We start from the raw sequence: 19979 nt of genomic DNA, 5'->3' as shown, positions 1-19979 counted from the left end.
AGCTAGCTGAATTTAAAATAAGGGAGTTCAAACCTATGAGATATTCGTTATGTACTATTTCCTTTCGTCATCAATTAATTTCATTTACTGATATTGTTCAATTTGCATATGAAAACGGCTTTGAGGGCATTGAATTGTGGGGGACTCATGCACAAAATTTGTATATACAAGAGTATGAAACGACAGAACGAGAATTGAATTGTTTAAAGGATAAAAACTTGGAAATTACGATGATCAGTGATTATTTAGACATATCATTATCGGCAGATTTTGAAAAAACGATAGAGAAATGTGCACAACTTGCAATACTAGCTAATTGGTTTAAAACGAACAAAATTCGTACGTTTGCTGGACAAAAGGGAAGCGAAGATTTCTCGGAACAGGAAAGGAAAGAGTACGTAAAGCGAATTCGCAACATTTGTGATTTATTTGCTCAGCATAATATGTATGTACTTTTAGAAACACATCCAAATACGTTAACGGATACGTTGCCTTCTACTTTAGAATTATTAAAGGAAGTAAATCATCCGAATTTGAAAATAAACCTTGATTTTCTTCATATATGGGAGTCTGGTGCAAATCCAATAGACAGTTTCCATCGACTAAGGCCGTGGATACAACATTATCATTTTAAGAATATATCGTCAGCAGATTATTTACATGTATTTGAACCTAATAATGTATATGCAGCAGCGGGAAGTCGAATTGGTATGGTTCCATTATTTGAAGGTGTGGTAAATTATGATGAGATTATTCAGGAAGTGAGAGATACTGACCATTTTGCTTCACTCGAATGGTTTGGACATCATGCGAAGGATATATTAAAAGAAGAAATAAAAGTATTAACAAATAGAAATTTAGAAGTAGTAACTTCTTAATATAAAATGATGTAAGAGTCTCTCATTGTAGAGACTCTTTTTTTAAAAATATAAATAACCAAAAATTACCATGTATTTAAATTAAAATTTAACACAATTTATATATAAATAAGGAGGTGATTGGTAATGGCTAGAAATCGTAATTCTAATCAATTAGCATCACATGGAGCACAAGCAGCTTTAGATCAAATGAAATATGAAATTGCACAAGAGTTTGGTGTACAACTTGGAGCTGACACTTCTTCACGTGCAAACGGTTCTGTAGGCGGTGAAATTACAAAACGTCTAGTAGCGATGGCAGAACAACAACTTGGTGGCGGATATACTCGCTAATTGTAGAAGGTTATAGGAGAAAGGAAGGATTCTTCCTTTCTTTTTTTTTCAATTAATTGGTATGGATATATTGCGAACTGGATTCAAAGAATAGGAATAATACTATATTTTCCCCAATTTCTTTTGTTGCAAATGGGAAGTAGTAAAGATGTAATAGCCCTGGTGGAATGAAAAATTACGTTCCACCAGGGCTATTATATGGTAAGAAATATACGATGAAAGGGTTCCGAAGCCAACATGTTAAAAAAAGAAAACTGTTGTTTAATTGCGCTTGCATCAGTTCCACTTGTTATGACATTAGGGAATTCAATGCTTATTCCAATCCTACCGACTATCGAAAAGAAATTACATATTTCATCGTTTCAAGTATCCATGATAATTACAATTTACTCCATCGTAGCCATTTTACTTATACCGATTGCTGGTTACTTATCAGATAGATGGGGACGAAAAATGGTAATGGTTCCGAGTTTGCTGATTGCGGCTATAGGCGGAGCAGTAACTGGTTGGGTATCATGGAAAGTTGATAATCCCTACACTTGGATACTGATTGGTAGAGCGATTCAAGGTATTGGTGCAGCTGGTGCAATGCCGGTTGTTATACCTTGTGTTGGTGATTTATACAAAGATGAAAAACAAGTTAGTGCAGGTTTAGGAATCATTGAAACATCCAATACATTTGGAAAAGTGCTGAGCCCTATTTTAGGATCTGCTCTTGCTGCCATTGTATGGTTCTTACCATTTTGGGCGATTCCAGTTTTATGCGTAGTATCAATTGTTTTATTACTTGTTCTAGTAAAGGCAAAGAAACAAGAAGGAGAAGTACCACCACTTAAAGAGTTTATTCAATCTATTATCTCTACGTTTCGAGAAAAGGGAAGATGGTTAATTGCCATTTTTGTATTAGGTGCAATTATTATGCTTATTTTATTCGGAATTCTCTTTTATTTGTCGACGATACTGGAATCAAAGTATGACATTCATGGTATATGGAAAGGCTGTGTACTTGCTATCCCGTTACTTGTACTATCACTTAGTTCATATATGGCCGGTAAAAAAATTGGAGATAATCAAAACGTTATGAAGAAGTGTATTTATATTGGTTTTTTAATGGCAGCTGCATCAGTCATCATTCCTTTATTTATAAAAGGGATCTATTTACTACTTCTTTGTCTCGTTATTATGGGGATAGGAATTGGTATGGCACTCCCATGTTTAGACGCCCTAATTACACAAGGGATTGAAAAGGAGCAAAGGGGGACAGTTACGTCATTTTATAGTTCCATGAGATTTATCGGTGTAGCAGCTGGACCACCTCTATATTCTTTTTTCATGAAAGGTGCTGACCATGAAGTGTTTTATTTAACAAGTATTTTCGCTGGTATTGGTGCTGTTATAGCAATGATTTGGATTAAACCAGCAAAAAATGCAAAGACCGTAAAACAGAAAACAGAACCTACTTCATAATTTGTAAGAGAATTGCATGATGTTTTATGGAACATCATGCAATTCTCTTTCGTTCATTAAGAATACATAACTTGTGTTAACATATAAAGTGCGACACCCCAAATGATGAGACCCGAAAATTTATTTAATAATACGATTGTCTTTCCAGTTGAGTCTATTCTTTTTAAAAATTTCCCCGCTAAAGCTAAGCTTATAAACCAAATCCAAGAAACGATAATAGTTGCAAGTGTGAAAGCCCATTTTTCACTTCCTATGTATTGAATAGAATTCGTTCCAATTACACCGATTGTATCTAAAATTGCATGTGGATTTAATAACGAAACCGATGCAGCGAAAAGAATTTGCTTTTTTAAGGGCATGCTGTTTTCTTGTTTTATATCGTTGGAAGGGTTACTTCTCCAAACAACAAAGCCCATATATAGGAGAAAGAAAAATCCAATTATAAATAACGTGTTAGTTAGCCAAGAAAAAGTAAGGAGTACAAGGGAGACACCCTGCACCGCAATCAATATGAGTAACGTATCACATATAGAGGCAGTTAATATTACAGGGGCTGCCCTCCAAATGTTTGGTTGGCTTGCACCTTGGTTAAAGACGAAAACATTTTGGACACCTAATGGAATGATTAGGCCAAATGCAAGAATGATACCATGAATAATTGCTTCACTCATCATATTACCTCCTATTTTATTTCATTATGATAGTGTATATTTTATAGAAGAAATGAAAATTTGTATCCATCCATATGGTTGGGGAGGTTACCAACCAAAAAGAATATAAGGTGATATGATGGAAAGATTTGTTTGGAAACCGAATATGTCTCTAACAACTCCTCTGTATAAACAAATAGAAACGTATATAAAAGAAAGAATCGTTAATGGAGAATGGACTATTGGAACGAAATTACCTTCACAAAGAGATTTGGCACATACATTTGGGGTAAACCGGAGTACAATTGTAATGGCTTTCGATGAGTTAGTGGCAAAGGGATACATTGAAGGGAATGGAAGGAAAGGGACAATTGTTATAAATAATAATGCTTCAACGTACGCACCCCCGCCTAATTGGCAGTCTTATGTAGAAACAGGACTTCATTATCCGAATCTGCCTGCTATTCAAGAGATTAATCAAGCTGAATTTTATCCACATGTAATTCGTTTAGGAACAGGTGAGCTCGCACCAAGTCTTTTACCTGAAAAAAAGATGAAAGATATTATGAATAAGCTTTTAAAGTCGAGCATGATACTTGGGTATGAAGAACCGAAAGGGAATTTCTATTTAAGGAAGAAAATTGCGGACTATTTAAAGGGACATGGTGTATATGTAACTCCTGATTCTATATTAATTGTTTCAGGAGCAATTCAAGCGTTGCAACTGATTTCTATGGGGCTTCTTCCAAAAGGGGCATCCATCTTATTAGAAAAACCATCTTATTTATATTCGCTTAACGTTTTTCAATCTGCAGGAATGCGTTTAATTGGAATACCAATGGATGAGAATGGTATACATGCATCATATATTACAAAATATAAGAAGCAATTTAATGCATCTATTTTATATACAATTCCGTCTTTTCATAATCCGACGAACTTTAGTATGAACGCAAAGAAACGAATAGAAGTGATGGAAATATGTAACGAAATTGGATTGCCTATTATAGAGGACGCGGTGTATCAAGACTTATGGTTTGATGGGCCTGTTTCAAAGCCTTTAAAAGCATATGATAAAAACGGAATTGTACTACATATCGGGAGTATGTCTAAAGTCATTAGTCCAGGATTAAGAATTGGATGGATTGTTGGATCAGAGCCAGTCATTCAAAGATTGGCAGACATAAAAATGCAAACAGATTATGGTTCAAGTTCTATATCCCAGCAAATTGCAGCGGAATGGTTTGCAGATGGATTGTATGATGAACATTTACAGTTTGTAAGAACTAAGTTAAAAAAACGCAGAGATTTTATGATACAAATGTTAGAGAAATACTGTCATGATATAGCAACTTGGTATGAACCGTCAGGTGGTTTTTATATTTGGTTACATATGAATGTACCCGTTTCGAACCGTAGCTTATTTGACAAAGCATTGAAAGAAAAGATTTTATTAAATCCAGGTACTTTGTATGATAGAAGTGCAAACCAATTTTTGCGTCTATCCTATTCATACGGAACGTTAGAAGAAATTGAAATAGGTATCAAAAAACTTGCGCAATTAATGAAAAAGTAAGAGGAGAAAGTAATGAAACAATATGTAATTTGCCAAATTATTGATGGGAAAAAATATTTAGCTGCTTATGCGGAGACGAAGCAGGATGCAATTGAAAAAGCAGAATTGTTAGGATTGAGAACAGGAAATCGATACACCGTTATTACTGCCGAGGAAGCGGAAGGGTTAACGTACCCTTAAGCAACGTATAATAATTATGTAGGAAGTAAATAAGCCTAGTAATATATGATATTACTAGGCTTATTTTTTTTGAAAGCGTTACGTGTTCTCATATGAAAAGTAATAGTTTTATGAGTCAAGTTGACGGAAATACCGATTTGTTGTTCGGTCCTGATTTCCATTTCTATATGCATCAATATATTGTCTGAAGTTCCAAGATTGTAAAAATTTATTTGCGGCGTTATAACCAGAATTGTAAAGCCACTCTTTTTCTTCCTTTGTTAACTCAAAGTTTGTACTAGTAATGGACCCTGTTGGAATTGTAATTGTCCTTGTTTTTGATTCCTTGTCTAAATGACGTAAATCGTGGGCTTGCATCATTGTTTTAAATAGTCCTTTAAACATGGAGATAGGCTCGTTATAGTGGGCAGGATCAGCTTGAATCTCATCTTTTACGAAATGAAACCCAAAAGTCGGCCAGCGAGGAGAGGTAGGTGAGTCGAAAATCCAAATAGGATAATTACTTAAAATCCCTCCATCAACCATATAACAAGGTTTCTTCCATTTAGGGGTTCTCCATTTTACAGGTTCAAAGAAGAAGGGGATTGTAGTACTCATTCTTACAGCTTTAGCAATAGAGAAGCGATAATTTAAAAATCCGTAGTTCGGCAAATCATCGGGGAAGACAACCATTTTACCATTACTTATATCAGAAGCGATAATTTTAAGCTTATTTAAATCAGGTAAATCTGTAAATAAGTGTACTCCTTTTTTTCGAAGTAATTCTTCAATCCATTCTTCTATAAAAATATTAGAGTAAATACCAAGAGTAGTCCATGCACTTAATCCTTTGCCGATAAACGGGATTCTGTCAATAAAGGTTTTCTTCGTAAATTTATTATAATCAATATCAGTTATAATTGTTTTTAACTCTGAACAAGAATATCCTGCTGCTAGGAGTGCAGCGATAATGGAACCAGCTGATGTTCCAGCTACACGCTCCCATTCGTAGCCTTTTTCAGCTAACGCGCAAATTGCCCCTACATGCGCAATTCCGCGTACACCGCCTCCTTCAAAAACACCATCAATCTTCATCAATCATACTTCCTTTCGAATAAAAGATTTGAAAATGGCAAAAAAGCACGTATTGTACGTGCTTTTTTACAATAGTTTTTAAAATTTACTAGCAGCCTACAAAGCCGCCCCAACAGCTAGCTCCGATGATGATTAGAAGGATAAATAAAACGATTAATAAAGCGAAACCTCCATAACCACATCCACCACAACTGCCGCCGTAACCGTAACCGCCGCAACTATATCCGTAACCCATGTGGAATTCCTCCTTAAATTAAAAATAGAAATGAACGAGGGGAAAATGTACTGGAAGAAATAATGAACTATCGTGTTTGTAGGAACAATGTATACTATGCTTTTTTAAACTTGTTCGCGTATGGAGGAAGAGCCCGTTTTTTTGGAGGCTTGTTGTTTTTACAAAGAATGGAGTATAATTTTTGTGCGATGATACAAATAAATATGTAAATATAAGGAGAATTTATGAATAACCAAATTGAAGTATTAATTGATAAATATGGGCTGACGCATTTAAAAGAGGAACTTATTAATATTGTATTTCCTTGTATAAAAGTCGTACCAAAGCAGGAGGAAACAGTTGCGATAGGTAGTTCGAAAATGGGAGGAGTTCCTGATTTACCAGCTGCATTTGAATACCCAACGCACAAAGGAAATCCGTTACAGTTTATCGCTCAATTTAACTTAAATGATTTACAAAATGTTAGTATGAATCACAATCTTCCAAAGACAGGGATGTTATATTTCTTTAGCATTGAAAATTACTTTGAAGAAGATGTGAAACCAACTGAAGCGGGACGTGTACTTTATTATGATGTTTCTGTAGAGCAATTACGAAGAGCAGATGAATTCGAAACGAATTATAACCAGTGTGCAGCTACTTTTGAACTGACATATAAATTGCCAGAGCTTTTCATTGAAGATGAGGCTGATTCAGATCAATTCTTACAATTGCTTGAAGAACTAATCCCAGACAATTACGATAACCATCAAATGTTTGGTGAGCCATTCTCTGTACAAGATGAGGTATTGCACGAGACTGCACAATATATGGACATAAACCCGCAACAAATGACGCTTTTATTCCAAATTGATTCAGATACTAAAAATTGTAATATGATGTGGGGAGATTTAGGAATGCTTTATTTCTGTATTGGAAATGAAGACTTAAAAAATCGACGTTTTGAAAATACATGTTGTGTATTACAAACTTGTTAATGAAGAAGGTTGTTCTTGTAAAAAGAACAACCTTTTTACAATGTTAAATATGCATAATCTCATATGACCTATACGAAAAAGTATTGTATACTCTGAAACTATACGATACTTTTTTCGTATAGTTATAGAATATAAGGAGTGACGAGATGGGAAAGACAAGTAAGTATGTGACAGCTACCCTGCTTTGTTCAACTATAGTAATGGGAGGCTTACACGCGTCAACGGTATCTTATGCAGCTACGAATCCGTCTGTAGCGACAACGCAATCAGATGCAAAGCTATTAAATAATTTCCGAAAAGAATTAAAAAAACAGGTTGATAATCGAGAAGAAAATATTACAATCACATATAAAACAAAAGATAGAAATGCTAGAAATGTTATGGACCAATTGTATGGCGAGTTTAATAAAATTGTAGATGCAGATGAGTATGTAAAATATAATGTAGCCTCTACTAAATATTCTATTAAAGGGTTACCAGGAAACTATACGTTTACATTGGAAGTGAAATACCGTGAATCAAAAGAGCAAACAAATTATGTGAAATCTCAGGTAAAAGCAATTATCGGTTCAATTGTAAAACCTGGAATGGATGAGCATGAGAAAGTAAAAGCTATTCATGATTACGTTGTAAAACATGTATCTTATGATACGTCTTATAAAGCGTATACAGCATATGAAGCATTAGCGAATCGTTCTGCCGTTTGCCAAGGATATACGTTATTAACATATGAATTGCTAAAAGAAGCGGGTATCCAAAACCATATTGTAACAGGTACAGGAAATGGACAAGCTCACGCATGGAATATAGTAAACATTGAAAACAAATGGTATCATCTTGATACGACATTCGATGATCCAGTACCAGATAAAGCTGGGCGCGTAACGTATTCATATTATAATATGTCTGACGAGCAATTAAGTAAAGATCACGACTGGGATCGTAGTAAATATCCGGCAGCAACTACAAGTTACTATGGTGAATTAACAAACAAAATAGAAGCGGGTAGTTCAAAAACTACTGCATACAAACAAATGTTGAAAGAAACAAATTTAAAATATTTGTCTGCACAATACGGGGCAGACAATTACAGTGAATTTAAGAAAAAATTACAGCAACAATTTGCTACTAAGCCAGAAAAGGTAGAAGTACGATATAAGCAGTCTATGGATGGAACAATGCAAGATATAAAGAAAGTGTTAAATGAAATAAATTGGCCAAAAGGTGCAAAACGTGTATCTTATGAAGTAGCACCTTATAGCGCGATGGCAGATTATTCATTAGCGGCAATTACATTTACTTATTAATTAAGAAGAGCATCTTGGAAAGGTGCTCTTTTTCTTATGTATCGCTTTAAAAAACAGAATTGTGTGATAAAATATAAAAAGGAAGGATGTGGAATCTGAATGGATTTGTTCGAAAGTAATATTTTTACATTGATATATACTTGTTTAGTAATCGGACTTATCGTTTTGTTTTTCCTATCATTTACTTTGTTTGTTAGAAGGTTATTGCAAAACAGCGCTGCAAAAAAACAACATGTAATTAATATGAATAAGAAGCTAGACCGAATGATTGAATTGCTTGAAAAAGATAAGAAATAATGATTGAAGATGTATGAAAAGGGGAAGAGGATGGCTAATTATATAAAAGAATTACGTGAAAAAGTAGGGCACGACTGTGTTCTCATAAACTTTGCGGGTGGTTGTGTGTTGAATGAATATGGAGAAGTATTACTGCAAAAAAGAGGTGATTTTAATGCTTGGGGATTCCCTGGCGGTGCAATGGAAATTGGAGAATCTGCCGCTGAAACAGCGATTCGAGAAATAAAAGAAGAAACAGGCTATGATGTAGAAATAAATGAACTTATCGGGGTGTATACAAAATATTTTCAAGCGTATCCAAATGGAGACAAAGCCCAGTCCATTTTAATATTCTTTTCATGCTCGATTGCCGGAGGAGAGCAAAAAGTAGACGGTGATGAAACGTTGGATTTGAAGTTTTTCCCGTTAAGCAAAATGCCACCATTGTTTAATCAACAACATGAGGATTGTTTACAGGACTTACTAGAGAAAAGAGTAGGAATATATCGTTAACATAAAAAAGAAGCTAATGAGATTAGCTTCTTTTTTATGTAATTTATTTCCACCAATCATCAAACATAGACGCTGGTACTTGTCTTTTATGCTCGCTCACTGCGTAACGTTTTTCAATTTTTTCTGCAACGTCAGCTGGAACTGCTTTACCTTCTAAATAGTCATCTAGTTGATCATACGAAATACCTAACTCTGTTTCATCAGCTTGACCTGGTTTTTCATCTAATAAATCAGCTGTTGGCATTTTTAAGTAAAGTCGCTCGTCCGCACCTAATTCTTGTAATAGAGCGCGTCCTTGGCGTTTCGTCAATCCGGTTAATGGTAATAGGTCTGCACCACCATCTCCGAATTTTGTAAAGAATCCTGTTACAGCTTCTGCCGCGTGATCTGTTCCGATAACAAGTAGACCTTTTTGTCCACCAATTGCATATTGTGTAACCATTCGGATACGTGCTTTCACGTTACCTTTATTGAAATCTGTTAATGATTCACCTAATAAGTTTTCGTATTGGTTTGAGAAAGAGTCAACTGTTGAAGCGATATCAAATGCAACAGATTGATCAGCTTGAATAAATTGTAATGCTAATTGTGCATCATCTTCGTCTTTTTGCACTTTATAAGGAAGGCGCACGGCGATAAACGTTGCGTTACCACCTTCATTACGAATTTCCTCGACTGCAAGCTGAGCTAAACGTCCAGCTAATGTAGAGTCTTGTCCGCCACTAATGCCAAGTACAAATCCTTTTGCACCTGTTTTTTTTACATAATCTTTTAAGAAATCAACACGTTTACGGATTTCTGCTTTCGGATCAATTACAGGTTGAACATGTAATGCTTTCATAATCTGTTCTTGTAATGTCATTATGTTTCCTCCTATTCATATTAAAACGGTAAATAAGTTTATATGTATATTGGTACATACTTCTATCCTTTATTATTTCGCAAAACTAACGAATATACAATAGGATGCGTGTATGAATATGAATGTAGTCATTATAATGAAACTGTTTCATATAAGCAATTTTTTTGAAACCTTTCAATAATGTAAGGTTTTTGTCATTTGAATCGATGGAAGGTATTTCCGTATTTTACTAATATAAAAACATAGTTAGTAGAAGGGCGGAGAAGTAATATGAACATTAGAGAACTCGCATACCGGAATGTAACACGAAATAGACGAACATACTCAGCATATTTTTTAAGTAGTGCATTTGCCATTATGGCCTTTTTTGTGTATTCATTTTTTGCGTTTCATCCGGCATTAAGTGCTGGAGAACTGGGGCAATACGTGTTCGTAAGTATGTCTTTTGCACAGTCCATTATTTACTTATTTACATTTTTCTTTATTTTATATTCGATGGGAATGTTTTTAAAAACGAGAAAGCGTGAATTAGGAATTTTAATGATGTTAGGTATGACGAAATATCAATTAAAGCGTCTGATCTTCTTTGAAAATATTATGATTGGGATAGGGGCAATTATTTTTGGGATTCTTGCAGGAATGTTGTTTTCTGGCATATTAATATTTGTAGCTCCGATGATATTAAAATTAGATATTTCTTTAGCTTATTACATACCAATGAAAGCCATTGTTGTAACAAGTATTATGTTTTTCGTGTTATTTATGATCATTTCATTGTTTAGTGCAGGAATGATTCGAAAAAATAAAATTATGAAATTGTTTAGAGGATCAGCAGAAGCGAAGCCAGAACCGAAAGCGTCTATTATTTCTTCTATATTAGCAGTCATATTACTTAGTGCGGGATATGCAGGGGCGCTGATGTCACATGGTGCAATGGTATTTATTATGATGATTCCTGTTACAACGGTAGTCATTATTGGTACGTATTTGCTGTACAAGCAGTTAAGTGTCTTTATTATTAGACTATGTAAAAAAAGTAAACGTTTCTATTGGACACAGACAAATATTATTACGTTATCAGATTTAGCTTACCGCATGAGAGACAACGCCAGAATGTTCTTTATTGTAACCATTATTTCAACTGTGGCGTTTTCTGCAATAGGTACATTAGTTGGCTTTACATCAATGACAAAGGAGATTATGGAGAGACCAATTGCATTTCACTACCAATCTAAGCAAGGGAATAATATTGAATCACAGCATATACAAATGATTGACGAAGGATTAAAGAAATATAATATAGCAGCTTCAAAAACTAAAATTTCGACGAAGAAAACAGAGGAGCAGTCGTTAAGAAGCGCCACCTTTATAAAAGAATCAGACTATAAGGGATATGCAAAGTTAACAGGAGAACCCTTTCATGCGGTATCAAATAAAGACGCTTTATTTTTGTCAGTCGATATACCAGGACCTCCGATGAAAGAAAGAAATGAAATTACGTTACCAAATATGAATGAACCTTTAAAAGTGAAAAAAGTTAATACTTCTTCATTAAGCAAAATACTAAGAGGAAACGTTTATGTAATCTCTAAAAATCAGTATGATGCATTACAAGATGGATTTAAAGAGGAAGAAGATTATGTATACAAAACGGAAGGAACGAAAGATGAAATTGAGGTTGGTAAAGAACTTACTAATCAGATGAAGCCTTATGAAGAACACGCAACGTTTCGTGCAGAAGAGTACGAACAAAACCAAAGTTTACAAATCGCAGGACCAATTTTATTTGTAGGTTTCTTTATTGGTATAGTATTTTTCGTATGTGCAGGAAGCTTCCTTTACTTCCGCTTGTTTTCAGATTTGGAGGATGATACTCGTTTGTTTGAGATGATTCGAAAAGTCGGCTTAACGAGTGGGGAATTATCGAAAGTGGTTACAATCAGATTGGCACTGTTATTCTTCGTTCCAATAGGTGTTGCAACGTTACATGGAGCAGTAGCGTTAACGGCACTGGGACAGATGTTTGAGTACTCACTATTTAAAGAAAATGCAATTGTATTAAGTATTTTCTTAGGAATTCAAGTTGTATATTTCTTACTGATACGATCTCGTTATTTAAAACAATTGAAAGAGAGATTACGTATGCGTTAATTGTTTTATTTTAACTTGAGTACAAAATTTTCTAAAAAGAGACAAGTATTACCAAAAAGTGATAAAATGGAAAGAGCGAGGTGGAAAAAATATTAATAAGTAAGGGGGGAGTAATATGAAAGCAACAGGAATTATTCGAAAAGTAGACGAATTAGGACGAATTGTTATTCCTAAAGAGTTACGAGAAGTATTAGGAATACAAATCAAATCACCACTTGAAATTTTCGTAGAAGAAGAAAAAATCATTTTACAAAAATATCAACCTTACAATGCTTGTCAAATAACAGGTGATGTTTCAGATCAAAACATATCATTAGCAAATGGAAACATTACTGTTAGTATAGATGGAGCGAAACATTTAATAAAAGAAATAGAGAAGTTTTTAAATAAGAGTGAGGCTTAGTCTTAATTTATTTTATTTTTAAAATTTCATATCATTCTTTAAAAACTATGAAAGGACCATTAAATTGGTCCTTTTATTTTGGTTATTGGTTGTACCAATTGAATTTTTGGTGAATAAAAATTACGAGATAAATAAAAAGAGTAGTATAAAATTAGTAAGCTATATTGAGAAATATTTTTAAGGAAGGAAAACGAAACGAATAAAACGAATGTTACATTTAAACCTTTTCAAAAGTGGTCTGAAATGAAAATAATATATTTTCAGGAGGGATTACGATGAATAGTAGTACAGCGAATAAACAAAAAGGTATACAATTGATTCCTTTTACAGTAGATAAGGTGGTTGAACAAGTAAATGAAATTCCACCAGGTGTACAACTCATTCATGCTCCACAAGTATGGGAGAAGAGTGCGAAAGGAAAAGATATTGTTGTTGCCGTATTAGATACAGGCTGTGATGTGAATCATATAGATTTAAAGGATCGCATTATCGGCGGAAGAAATTTCACGAAAGATTACGAAGGGGATACAAATATTTATCTTGATAATAACGGACACGGTACTCATGTAGCGGGGACAATTGCAGCGACTGAAAATGGTGTCGGTGTTTTAGGAGTCGCACCACTTGCTAAAATGTTAGTATTAAAGGTTTTAGCGGGAGATGGTTCTGGAAGTTATGAGCAAATTATTGAGGCGATTCATTATGCTGTAAATTGGAGAGGGCCTAATAAAGAAAGAGTTAGAGTCATTTCAATGTCACTTGGTGGCCCGCAAGACGTTCCGGAATTACATGAAGCAATTCAAAACGCGGTAAAGCAAGATGTTCTCGTCGTATGTGCTGCTGGGAATAATGGAGATTGTAATGATAACACGGAGGAACTAGATTTCCCAGGTGCGTACGCAGAAGTAATTGAAGTCGGTGCTGTCAATTTAGAACGGAAAATCGCATGTTTTAGTAATTCGAATCAAGAAATTGATTTAGTGGCGCCAGGCGAGGAAATATTATCTACGTATCCTGAAGGGAAATATGCGGTATTAAGTGGAACTTCTATGGCGACACCGCATGTTGCTGGAGCGCTCGCATTACTCATTAAGCAGTGTGAGAGGGAATATGGTAGAAAGTTATCAGAGCCAGAAATATATGCACAACTTATTAAAAGAACTGTACCTTTAGGGTATGAACGTACATCTGAAGGGAATGGATTAATAGATTTATTAAAAGAATAGTAAATACGAAAAAACATCTCATATGAATATGAGATGTTTTTTCGTATGGTTCTGTCACATGTACTTGGGAATCTAGTATTTCATTCTTTTTCACGAATTGTTGGATACAGATATATCTGTTTTTTCTGAAGTAGAAGCTATGCATATAATTAAAAAGAAGAGTTTGTTTTACTGGGCCAGTTTGTTCAAAATTAGAGAAAATTCATCCATTAATTATTACGAATACGTTGTTCGGTGGAGATATCGAAAAAGTGTGCTTTCGCTAAACTAAAAGCTAATGGAAGTGTATCGTTAGCTTTAATCTCGGAACGAGCGTTAATTCGTGCAATAAAGTTTTGATTCGAAAGTTTTCCATGAATCATCGTTTCAGCACCTAATAATTCAGCGACTTCTACTGTAATTTCGACTGTGGATTCAGGAGAAGATTGAAGAACGATTGGTTCATCATGAATGTCTTCAGGACGAATGCCAAGTATGATTTTTTGTCCATTATACCCTTGATTCTTTAATGTTTTTAGTTGGCCATCTGGTACTTTGAAGCGATTATTTTCCATGTGAAAATAGTTTTCTTGTAATGTCCCAGTAAAAAAATTCATAGCTGGAGAACCAATGAATCCACCAACAAATATGTTTTCCGGAGTATCATATACTTCTTTTGGAGTACCGACTTGCTGGATGAGCCCATCTTTCATAACAACAAGGCGTGATGCCATTGTCATGGCTTCTGTTTGATCATGCGTTACATATATAGTGGTCGTATTTAAACGGTGGTGAAGTTTGGAGATTTCTGAACGCATACTGACGCGTAATTTTGCGTCTAAATTCGATAGAGGCTCGTCCATTAAAAATACTTTTGCGTCACGGACGATAGCTCTTCCTAGTGCAACCCGTTGGCGTTGTCCACCTGATAATGCTTTTGGTTTTCGTTGTAAGTAATCTTCAAGCCCTAATATTTGCGCTGCCTCCGTTACTCGGCGATTAATTGCATCTTTTGGAAGTTTGCGTAGTTTTAAGCCAAACGCGATATTGTCATAAACAGTCATATGCGGGTATAATGCGTAATTCTGAAATACCATCGCAATGTTGCGATCTTTTGGAGCGACATTATTCATACGCTCTCCATCAATATAAAACGAACCATCGGAAATGTCTTCTAGACCTGCGATCATGCGTAGAGTTGTTGATTTTCCGCATCCAGAAGGACCGACAAATACGATAAACTCTTTATCTTCAATATGTAAATGAAAGTCAGAAACAGCAGTGGTTTTATTATCATACACTTTAAAAATATGATCTAATACAAGTTCGGCCATACATATTCACTCCTTATTGATTAATTGATTGAATTATAAGATCATTAGAAGCGTAAGTAAATTGGCACTGTGCACAAAAGAATGGGAGGCTTTTATGCAAGTTTACAGATTTAAGATACGAGAAAGCATCTGTAGGACTTAAGTTCATCTATAGATATGGGATGAAAGTATTACTTTTTCAGAAAAAAATATGTTAAAAGAGTGTCCGAGTCACGCAAGAGAGACTATAAAACGATGATGGTATGAAAAAATGAATATTGTAACGCCTTTCATGAGAGTTTCACGAGATATCTAAAGAAAGAAACGCCATATAAACTGCTACTGCACCTTCAAAAGTTTTTATATTAATTCCTGTCTTTTCAATAAATTTATCAATTCGATATTGTAAAGTATTACGATGTAAATATAATTGTTTAGCTGCAAGTGATACATTTAAATTACATTGGAAGAATACTTTAACACTATCTATTAGTTCTTTGTTATTAGAAAGGTGTGCTAATAATTGATTCGTGTATTTTTCTTTTACTTCTTTCGGTAATGAGATCATTAATTGATAAGGAAGTAGTTGTTCAATGTATGTAATTTTTTGCGATAAATAGGGAGAAAGCAGAGAAAATAAATTTCGCTCCCATTGATATAGTTGAGCAATGTCATTTGTTTGCGTATAGTGTCTTCCCATAAAAAAGGATAGGGATATAAAAAAATCTGTTTCTAGTGTATCAAGGGCTGCTTGCAATACAGATTCTGGTACATTTTCTTCTAAGACGAGCACGCCGGTTTGCGAAGTTTCCCATATTGTTGTAGTGGTGACAGGAAACATAGACTGTAAAGCGTATTGAAATTCTTCTCTTTCTACTATAGGATGCGTTGTGAAGAAGTGTAAAAAACGAACAAATACTATAGGGATGTTCTTATTTTTATATAATACTTCATACCACGATTTTTCTTTCTTTGTTTCATAAAATGTATCAGTATGAATGGGCGTTAAGATGAATGAAAGCAATTGATGTTCCTTTTGATGTAATCGAGTTTTTCGAATCCCAACTTTGTTTCCTTCAACTACAAACCAGCTATAATCCTCAGATAGAACAACTTCATTGATTTTGATATCCTCACCATAATATGTTTTTAATTGTTGAATCATAGGAACACTACCCTTTCTAAAATAATAGTAACAATATTTTAAATAAGTATAGATTCATTGTAATTATCCCTAAATTTTCGCACTAGAATCTGGTATATTTTTGCTAGAATTTATAGCGCTTCTGTATTGTGAAGGAGATAGATTCGTTTCTCGTTTAAATGATTGTGCAAAGAATGATTGGGAAGAAAACCCGGTAATAGTTGAAATATTAGAAATCGAATAATTGGTAGTTTCTAATAATATTTTACTTTCTCTAATACGAGTTTGAATTAAGTATTCAATAGGCGAAACGCCGACGAATTTCCTGAAAGAATGGGATAGGTAATATTTGTTTATATGACTAATTCGAGCTAATGTATCCAGGCTAATATTTTCGTGAAAATGCTGCTTAATATAGTTTTTAATAAATTCAATATCTTTATTGATTTTTTGAGTAGATGTTTTCTCTACATTAAAAGATTTTTTTCTCATCATTTTAAGTAGTAATATTTCCAGAATATTTTGTATAATTAAATCATAATCTTCCTGATGGTTTTCCACTTCCTCGACCAATTGCTGAAGGTAGAAGAGGAAGTTTTTTTGATCCTGTTTATAGTTATGAATGGTGACTGGACTAGGATTTTCTATGGATGAAAAGGACAGACCTTGAATACCAAGTGCGATGTATTCGAGTGGGTGATTCGTATCAGACTTTTCTGTGTGCTCGATATTTGGATTGATGATAATCAAATTGTGCTCTTGGACGGGAATCTCTTCTTTGTAAAAGATAAAAGTTCCTTTGCCCTTGGTAATATATAATAGCTCTGTAAAGTGATGCGCATGAATGGTGCTATGCCAATCTTTATCGTATTTTGATTTTGTTATATAAAGAAGTTTTACTGAAAGATGGTTTCGTTGAAATTGTGGAATCTCATATACTTCATTGGACAAATGAATCCCTCCTTCGTAGACTTTTTATCTATTTTATAAAGATTTTAGTGGGATATTCAGTAAAAAGCAAGATATCTAAAAAACAGAACAAGATGTTTATTGTGAAAGCGTTATCTATTTTGTATGCTTTCATTATGAAAGGAAGATTAGGAGATGGGGGTAAGATAGATATGAAAAAAAAGTTTTTGTTGTCTGGAATGACGGCTTTGTTATCTCTTAGTTTAATAGCTTGCCAAGGTAATACTACAAAAGTTGATGACTCTAAGGGTGGAAAAGGCTCCAGTGAAAAACAAACCCTTCATGTGGCAACACTTGAATCGGCTTATGGTAAAGAGATGTGGAGCAAAGTAATTGACGCATATGAAGCTGCTAATCCAAAAGTTGATGTTAAATTGACAGTGGACAAAAATCTTGAGGATGTCATAGGCTCAAATATGAAAGCAGGAAAGTATCCGGATGTTGTGTTGTTGGCAACTGGGAGAAAACAGGCACTAACAGAAACTTTAATTAAAGATAAAGCATTAGAAGACATTACTGATGTTTTTGATAAAAATGTTTATGGTGAAGATGTTAAAGTCAAAGATAAGTTAGTACCGGGGCTTACTGGTACACCTGCGACTAATCCTTATAATGACGGCAAAATTTATATGGCACCGATGTTCTATAGTCCAACTGGATTATTCTATAATGCTAGCTTATTAAAAGAAAAAGGTTGGGAAGTGCCGAAGACTTGGGATGAGATGTGGGCTTTGGGAGATAAAGCGAAAGCAGAAGGAATTTCATTATTTACTTATCCTACAACAGGCTACTTTGATACATTCTTCTACTCTTTATTACTAGGGGTGGGTGGACCTGAGTTGTTTAATAAAGCTATGAAATATACAGATGGTGTTTGGGAAAGTTCTGAAGCAACGAAATCGTTTGAAATTATCGGAAAATTAGGAAAATATACAGAACCAACTACTGTTGCGAATGCAAATGATAAAGACTACAAGAAAAATCAACAATTGGTTCTCGATAACAAAGCTTTGTTTATGCCAAATGGTACATGGGTAGTTGGTGAAATGAAAGAAGCTCCTCGATCTAAAGGGTTTGAATGGGGCATGATGCCTTTACCAACAATTGATGCTAATAGCGACCGTTATGCATTTACTTTCTTTGAACAAATGTGGATTCCTTCGGCAGCTAAAAATAAACAACTTGCTAAAGATTTCATGACGTTTGTTTACTCGGATAAGGCAGCTGAAATTTTTGCTGAATCGAGTGCGATTCAGCCTATAAAAGGCCTTTCTAATAAACTGACAGGTGAAAATAAATCATTCTATAGTATCTATGATAATGGAGTGAAAGTGGGAATAGGTGGCTTTGCTGCAACGAAAGCCGTTGAAGGTGTAAGTATGCCAGATACATTATTTAGAACGATTGACAGTGTTATTTCTGGTGATAAAAAGGTGAAAGATTGGCAAAGCTCTGTTGAAAAAGTAAGTGACCAATTACGATCTGCATTAAAATAAATTAGTTTTCACTACGTACAATGGTGAGCAGCTAGTCTCACCGTTGTACTTATTAACTGAGGTGATGGCATGAATAAGACAACAGAAAAAAGAATTTTTATTTTTGTTTGCACTGCACCGGCACTACTACTATTAGCCATTTTTATGATTGTTCCTACAATTGAGGTATTCAGGATGTCCTTATATAAGTGGGGAGGATTTTCTAATAATAAGGTATTTGTTGGATTAGAAAACTTCAAGATTTTATGGAATGATATGAATTTCTTTCGATCTCTTCAAAACAGTATCGTATTAATTGTTATTGTTACACTTATCACGATGGTGATGGCGATCTTGTTTGCCACTTTGTTAACGAGAGAAAAAATAAAAGGTAAAAGTTTCTTTCAAATTATTTTTTATCTCCCTAATATTTTATCCGTTGTAGTTATCGCGGGAATATTTTCTGCAATTTATGATCCGACTACAGGATTGTTAAATAATATACTTGCTTTATTTAACCTTGAAAATCTTCAAAAGATGTGGCTCGGTAATCAAAAGATTGCCATTTATAGCATTGGCGGGGCACTCATTTGGCAAGCGATTGGTTATTATATGGTCATGTATATGGCGGCAATGGCAAGTATTCCGGAAAGTTTTTATGAAGCATCTGCTTTGGAAGGTGCTGGACGGGTCAGACAATTTTTCAGTATTACGTTACCGTTAATTTGGAATAACATTCGGACGACTTTAACTTTCTTCGTTATTAGTACGATTAATTTAAGCTTTCTACTCGTTCAAGCGATGACTGGCGGGGGACCTGACGGATCGACGGAAGTGTTTTTAAGCTACATGTATAAGCAGGCTTACACGAATTCTTCTTACGGTTACGGTATGGCAATTGGGGTGGTAATTTTCCTGTTCTCATTCGCATTATCTGCAATTATAAGCGGTGTCACTAAAAGGGAAGTGTTGGAGTATTAAGGAGGTCCAA

At 34.6% G+C, this 19979-nt stretch carries 21 protein-coding genes; 14 read left to right on the top strand and 7 right to left on the bottom strand.

The features are described 5' to 3' along the window. Positions 1-35 precede the first annotated feature (35 nt). The 3 genes from KVT31_RS06590 to bcbE all read left to right on the top strand — a co-directional run bounded on the left by KVT31_RS06590 (position 36) and on the right by bcbE (position 2678). The gene (locus KVT31_RS06590) at positions 36-878 is read left to right on the top strand and encodes a sugar phosphate isomerase/epimerase family protein (RefSeq protein ID WP_088096087.1); all 843 of its coding nucleotides are present in this window, start codon (positions 36-38) and stop codon (positions 876-878) included. 126 nt (positions 879-1004) lie between these two features. Continuing rightward, positions 1005-1211 carry an alpha/beta-type small acid-soluble spore protein gene (locus tag KVT31_RS06585; protein WP_000113545.1) on the top strand — a complete coding sequence of 69 codons (207 nt, stop codon included), beginning with the start codon at positions 1005-1007 and terminating at the stop codon, positions 1209-1211. 237 nt (positions 1212-1448) lie between these two features. Beyond that, positions 1449-2678, top strand: coding sequence for a bacillibactin exporter BcbE (bcbE, locus tag KVT31_RS06580; protein WP_088096088.1), 1230 nt, complete (start codon positions 1449-1451; stop codon positions 2676-2678). Between the two features lie 56 nt (positions 2679-2734). Here the strand turns inward: bcbE and KVT31_RS06575 are convergent, their stop codons facing one another. Next, positions 2735-3349 carry a LysE/ArgO family amino acid transporter gene (locus tag KVT31_RS06575; protein ID WP_088096089.1) on the bottom strand — a complete coding sequence of 205 codons (615 nt, stop codon included), beginning with the start codon at positions 3347-3349 and terminating at the stop codon, positions 2735-2737. 118 nt (positions 3350-3467) lie between these two features. Between KVT31_RS06575 and pdxR the strand changes: the two genes are divergently transcribed. Together pdxR and KVT31_RS06565 are read left to right on the top strand one after the other, a co-directional pair. Then, positions 3468-4904, top strand: a complete 1437-nt coding sequence (pdxR, locus tag KVT31_RS06570) for a MocR-like pyridoxine biosynthesis transcription factor PdxR (RefSeq protein ID WP_088096090.1) — start codon at positions 3468-3470, stop codon at positions 4902-4904. A 12-nt stretch (positions 4905-4916) separates the two neighbouring features. Next, positions 4917-5084 carry a DUF3933 family protein gene (locus KVT31_RS06565; RefSeq protein WP_088096091.1) on the top strand — a complete coding sequence of 56 codons (168 nt, stop codon included), beginning with the start codon at positions 4917-4919 and terminating at the stop codon, positions 5082-5084. Positions 5085-5192: 108 nt separating this feature from the next. Here KVT31_RS06565 and KVT31_RS06560 read toward each other — a convergent pair whose 3' ends face one another. Beyond that, positions 5193-6158: a patatin-like phospholipase family protein gene (locus KVT31_RS06560; protein WP_088096092.1), complete on the bottom strand. Its 966-nt coding sequence runs from the start codon at positions 6156-6158 to the stop codon at positions 5193-5195. An 88-nt stretch (positions 6159-6246) separates the two neighbouring features. Further along, positions 6247-6393: a YjcZ family sporulation protein gene (locus tag KVT31_RS06555; protein WP_000540425.1), complete on the bottom strand. Its 147-nt coding sequence runs from the start codon at positions 6391-6393 to the stop codon at positions 6247-6249. A 224-nt stretch (positions 6394-6617) separates the two neighbouring features. Here KVT31_RS06555 and KVT31_RS06550 point away from each other — a divergent pair, with 224 nt between their 5' ends. From KVT31_RS06550 to KVT31_RS06535, 4 genes are all read left to right on the top strand, one after another. After that, positions 6618-7370 carry a YwqG family protein gene (locus KVT31_RS06550; RefSeq protein WP_088096093.1) on the top strand — a complete coding sequence of 251 codons (753 nt, stop codon included), beginning with the start codon at positions 6618-6620 and terminating at the stop codon, positions 7368-7370. A 146-nt stretch (positions 7371-7516) separates the two neighbouring features. Further along, positions 7517-8677 (top strand): transglutaminase domain-containing protein, encoded by a 1161-nt coding sequence (locus KVT31_RS06545; protein ID WP_088096094.1) that lies wholly within the window; start codon positions 7517-7519, stop codon positions 8675-8677. Between the two features lie 99 nt (positions 8678-8776). Next, positions 8777-8974 carry a DUF4083 domain-containing protein gene (locus tag KVT31_RS06540; protein ID WP_087980271.1) on the top strand — a complete coding sequence of 66 codons (198 nt, stop codon included), beginning with the start codon at positions 8777-8779 and terminating at the stop codon, positions 8972-8974. A 30-nt stretch (positions 8975-9004) separates the two neighbouring features. Continuing rightward, complete coding sequence (locus KVT31_RS06535) at positions 9005-9466, top strand: NUDIX hydrolase (RefSeq protein WP_088096095.1); 462 nt, start codon at positions 9005-9007, stop codon at positions 9464-9466. A gap of 43 nt (positions 9467-9509) precedes the next feature. On the opposite strand, the gene nadE is transcribed toward KVT31_RS06535, so the two are convergent. After that, positions 9510-10328, bottom strand: coding sequence for an ammonia-dependent NAD(+) synthetase (gene nadE / locus KVT31_RS06530; RefSeq protein ID WP_088096096.1), 819 nt, complete (start codon positions 10326-10328; stop codon positions 9510-9512). A 270-nt stretch (positions 10329-10598) separates the two neighbouring features. Here nadE and KVT31_RS06525 point away from each other — a divergent pair, with 270 nt between their 5' ends. The 3 genes from KVT31_RS06525 to KVT31_RS06515 all read left to right on the top strand — a co-directional run bounded on the left by KVT31_RS06525 (position 10599) and on the right by KVT31_RS06515 (position 14108). Further along, positions 10599-12479: an ABC transporter permease gene (locus KVT31_RS06525; protein ID WP_088096097.1), complete on the top strand. Its 1881-nt coding sequence runs from the start codon at positions 10599-10601 to the stop codon at positions 12477-12479. Between the two features lie 115 nt (positions 12480-12594). Beyond that, a complete protein-coding gene (locus KVT31_RS06520) occupies positions 12595-12882 on the top strand; it encodes an AbrB/MazE/SpoVT family DNA-binding domain-containing protein (protein ID WP_000648284.1) in 288 nt (95 codons plus the stop codon). Positions 12883-13157: 275 nt separating this feature from the next. Next, positions 13158-14108 (top strand): serine protease, encoded by a 951-nt coding sequence (locus tag KVT31_RS06515; protein WP_088096098.1) that lies wholly within the window; start codon positions 13158-13160, stop codon positions 14106-14108. A gap of 209 nt (positions 14109-14317) precedes the next feature. Here KVT31_RS06515 and KVT31_RS06510 read toward each other — a convergent pair whose 3' ends face one another. The 3 genes from KVT31_RS06510 to KVT31_RS06500 form a co-directional block, all read right to left on the bottom strand. Further along, positions 14318-15421 (bottom strand): ABC transporter ATP-binding protein, encoded by a 1104-nt coding sequence (locus tag KVT31_RS06510; RefSeq protein WP_088096099.1) that lies wholly within the window; start codon positions 15419-15421, stop codon positions 14318-14320. A 280-nt stretch (positions 15422-15701) separates the two neighbouring features. Beyond that, the gene (locus KVT31_RS06505; protein ID WP_088096100.1) at positions 15702-16565 is read right to left on the bottom strand and encodes a PucR family transcriptional regulator; all 864 of its coding nucleotides are present in this window, start codon (positions 16563-16565) and stop codon (positions 15702-15704) included. A 69-nt stretch (positions 16566-16634) separates the two neighbouring features. After that, positions 16635-17495 (bottom strand): AraC family transcriptional regulator, encoded by an 861-nt coding sequence (locus tag KVT31_RS06500; RefSeq protein ID WP_088096101.1) that lies wholly within the window; start codon positions 17493-17495, stop codon positions 16635-16637. 170 nt (positions 17496-17665) lie between these two features. Between KVT31_RS06500 and KVT31_RS06495 the strand changes: the two genes are divergently transcribed. After that, complete coding sequence (locus KVT31_RS06495) at positions 17666-19009, top strand: carbohydrate ABC transporter substrate-binding protein (RefSeq protein ID WP_088096218.1); 1344 nt, start codon at positions 17666-17668, stop codon at positions 19007-19009. Positions 19010-19078: 69 nt separating this feature from the next. Beyond that, a complete protein-coding gene (locus KVT31_RS06490; protein WP_088096102.1) occupies positions 19079-19969 on the top strand; it encodes a carbohydrate ABC transporter permease in 891 nt (296 codons plus the stop codon). Positions 19970-19979: the final 10 nt, after the last annotated feature.

Origin of the sequence: Bacillus sp. GbtcB14, from assembly GCF_019091205.1 — a bacterium.
In the GTDB taxonomy this organism is placed as follows: Bacteria; Bacillota; Bacilli; order Bacillales; family Bacillaceae_G; genus Bacillus_A; species Bacillus_A cereus_AG.
Note: the sequence above shows the minus strand (reverse complement) of the source record. Positions and strands in the feature narration are given on the sequence as shown.

What these genes read in the sequence shown, in the direction of transcription:
- KVT31_RS06590 (WP_088096087.1), top strand. Translation starts at nt 36, where the DNA reads ATGAGATATTCGTTATGTACTATTTCCTTTCGTCATCAATTAATTTCA.
- KVT31_RS06585 (WP_000113545.1), top strand. Translation starts at nt 1,005, where the DNA reads ATGGCTAGAAATCGTAATTCTAATCAATTAGCATCACATGGAGCACAA.
- bcbE (WP_088096088.1), top strand. Translation starts at nt 1,449, where the DNA reads ATGTTAAAAAAAGAAAACTGTTGTTTAATTGCGCTTGCATCAGTTCCA.
- KVT31_RS06575 (WP_088096089.1), bottom strand. Translation starts at nt 3,349, where the DNA reads ATGAGTGAAGCAATTATTCATGGTATCATTCTTGCATTTGGCCTAATC.
- pdxR (WP_088096090.1), top strand. Translation starts at nt 3,468, where the DNA reads ATGGAAAGATTTGTTTGGAAACCGAATATGTCTCTAACAACTCCTCTG.
- KVT31_RS06565 (WP_088096091.1), top strand. Translation starts at nt 4,917, where the DNA reads ATGAAACAATATGTAATTTGCCAAATTATTGATGGGAAAAAATATTTA.
- KVT31_RS06560 (WP_088096092.1), bottom strand. Translation starts at nt 6,158, where the DNA reads ATGAAGATTGATGGTGTTTTTGAAGGAGGCGGTGTACGCGGAATTGCG.
- KVT31_RS06555 (WP_000540425.1), bottom strand. Translation starts at nt 6,393, where the DNA reads ATGGGTTACGGATATAGTTGCGGCGGTTACGGTTACGGCGGCAGTTGT.
- KVT31_RS06550 (WP_088096093.1), top strand. Translation starts at nt 6,618, where the DNA reads ATGAATAACCAAATTGAAGTATTAATTGATAAATATGGGCTGACGCAT.
- KVT31_RS06545 (WP_088096094.1), top strand. Translation starts at nt 7,517, where the DNA reads ATGGGAAAGACAAGTAAGTATGTGACAGCTACCCTGCTTTGTTCAACT.
- KVT31_RS06540 (WP_087980271.1), top strand. Translation starts at nt 8,777, where the DNA reads ATGGATTTGTTCGAAAGTAATATTTTTACATTGATATATACTTGTTTA.
- KVT31_RS06535 (WP_088096095.1), top strand. Translation starts at nt 9,005, where the DNA reads ATGGCTAATTATATAAAAGAATTACGTGAAAAAGTAGGGCACGACTGT.
- nadE (WP_088096096.1), bottom strand. Translation starts at nt 10,328, where the DNA reads ATGACATTACAAGAACAGATTATGAAAGCATTACATGTTCAACCTGTA.
- KVT31_RS06525 (WP_088096097.1), top strand. Translation starts at nt 10,599, where the DNA reads ATGAACATTAGAGAACTCGCATACCGGAATGTAACACGAAATAGACGA.
- KVT31_RS06520 (WP_000648284.1), top strand. Translation starts at nt 12,595, where the DNA reads ATGAAAGCAACAGGAATTATTCGAAAAGTAGACGAATTAGGACGAATT.
- KVT31_RS06515 (WP_088096098.1), top strand. Translation starts at nt 13,158, where the DNA reads ATGAATAGTAGTACAGCGAATAAACAAAAAGGTATACAATTGATTCCT.
- KVT31_RS06510 (WP_088096099.1), bottom strand. Translation starts at nt 15,421, where the DNA reads ATGGCCGAACTTGTATTAGATCATATTTTTAAAGTGTATGATAATAAA.
- KVT31_RS06505 (WP_088096100.1), bottom strand. Translation starts at nt 16,565, where the DNA reads ATGATTCAACAATTAAAAACATATTATGGTGAGGATATCAAAATCAAT.
- KVT31_RS06495 (WP_088096218.1), top strand. Translation starts at nt 17,666, where the DNA reads ATGAAAAAAAAGTTTTTGTTGTCTGGAATGACGGCTTTGTTATCTCTT.
- KVT31_RS06490 (WP_088096102.1), top strand. Translation starts at nt 19,079, where the DNA reads ATGAATAAGACAACAGAAAAAAGAATTTTTATTTTTGTTTGCACTGCA.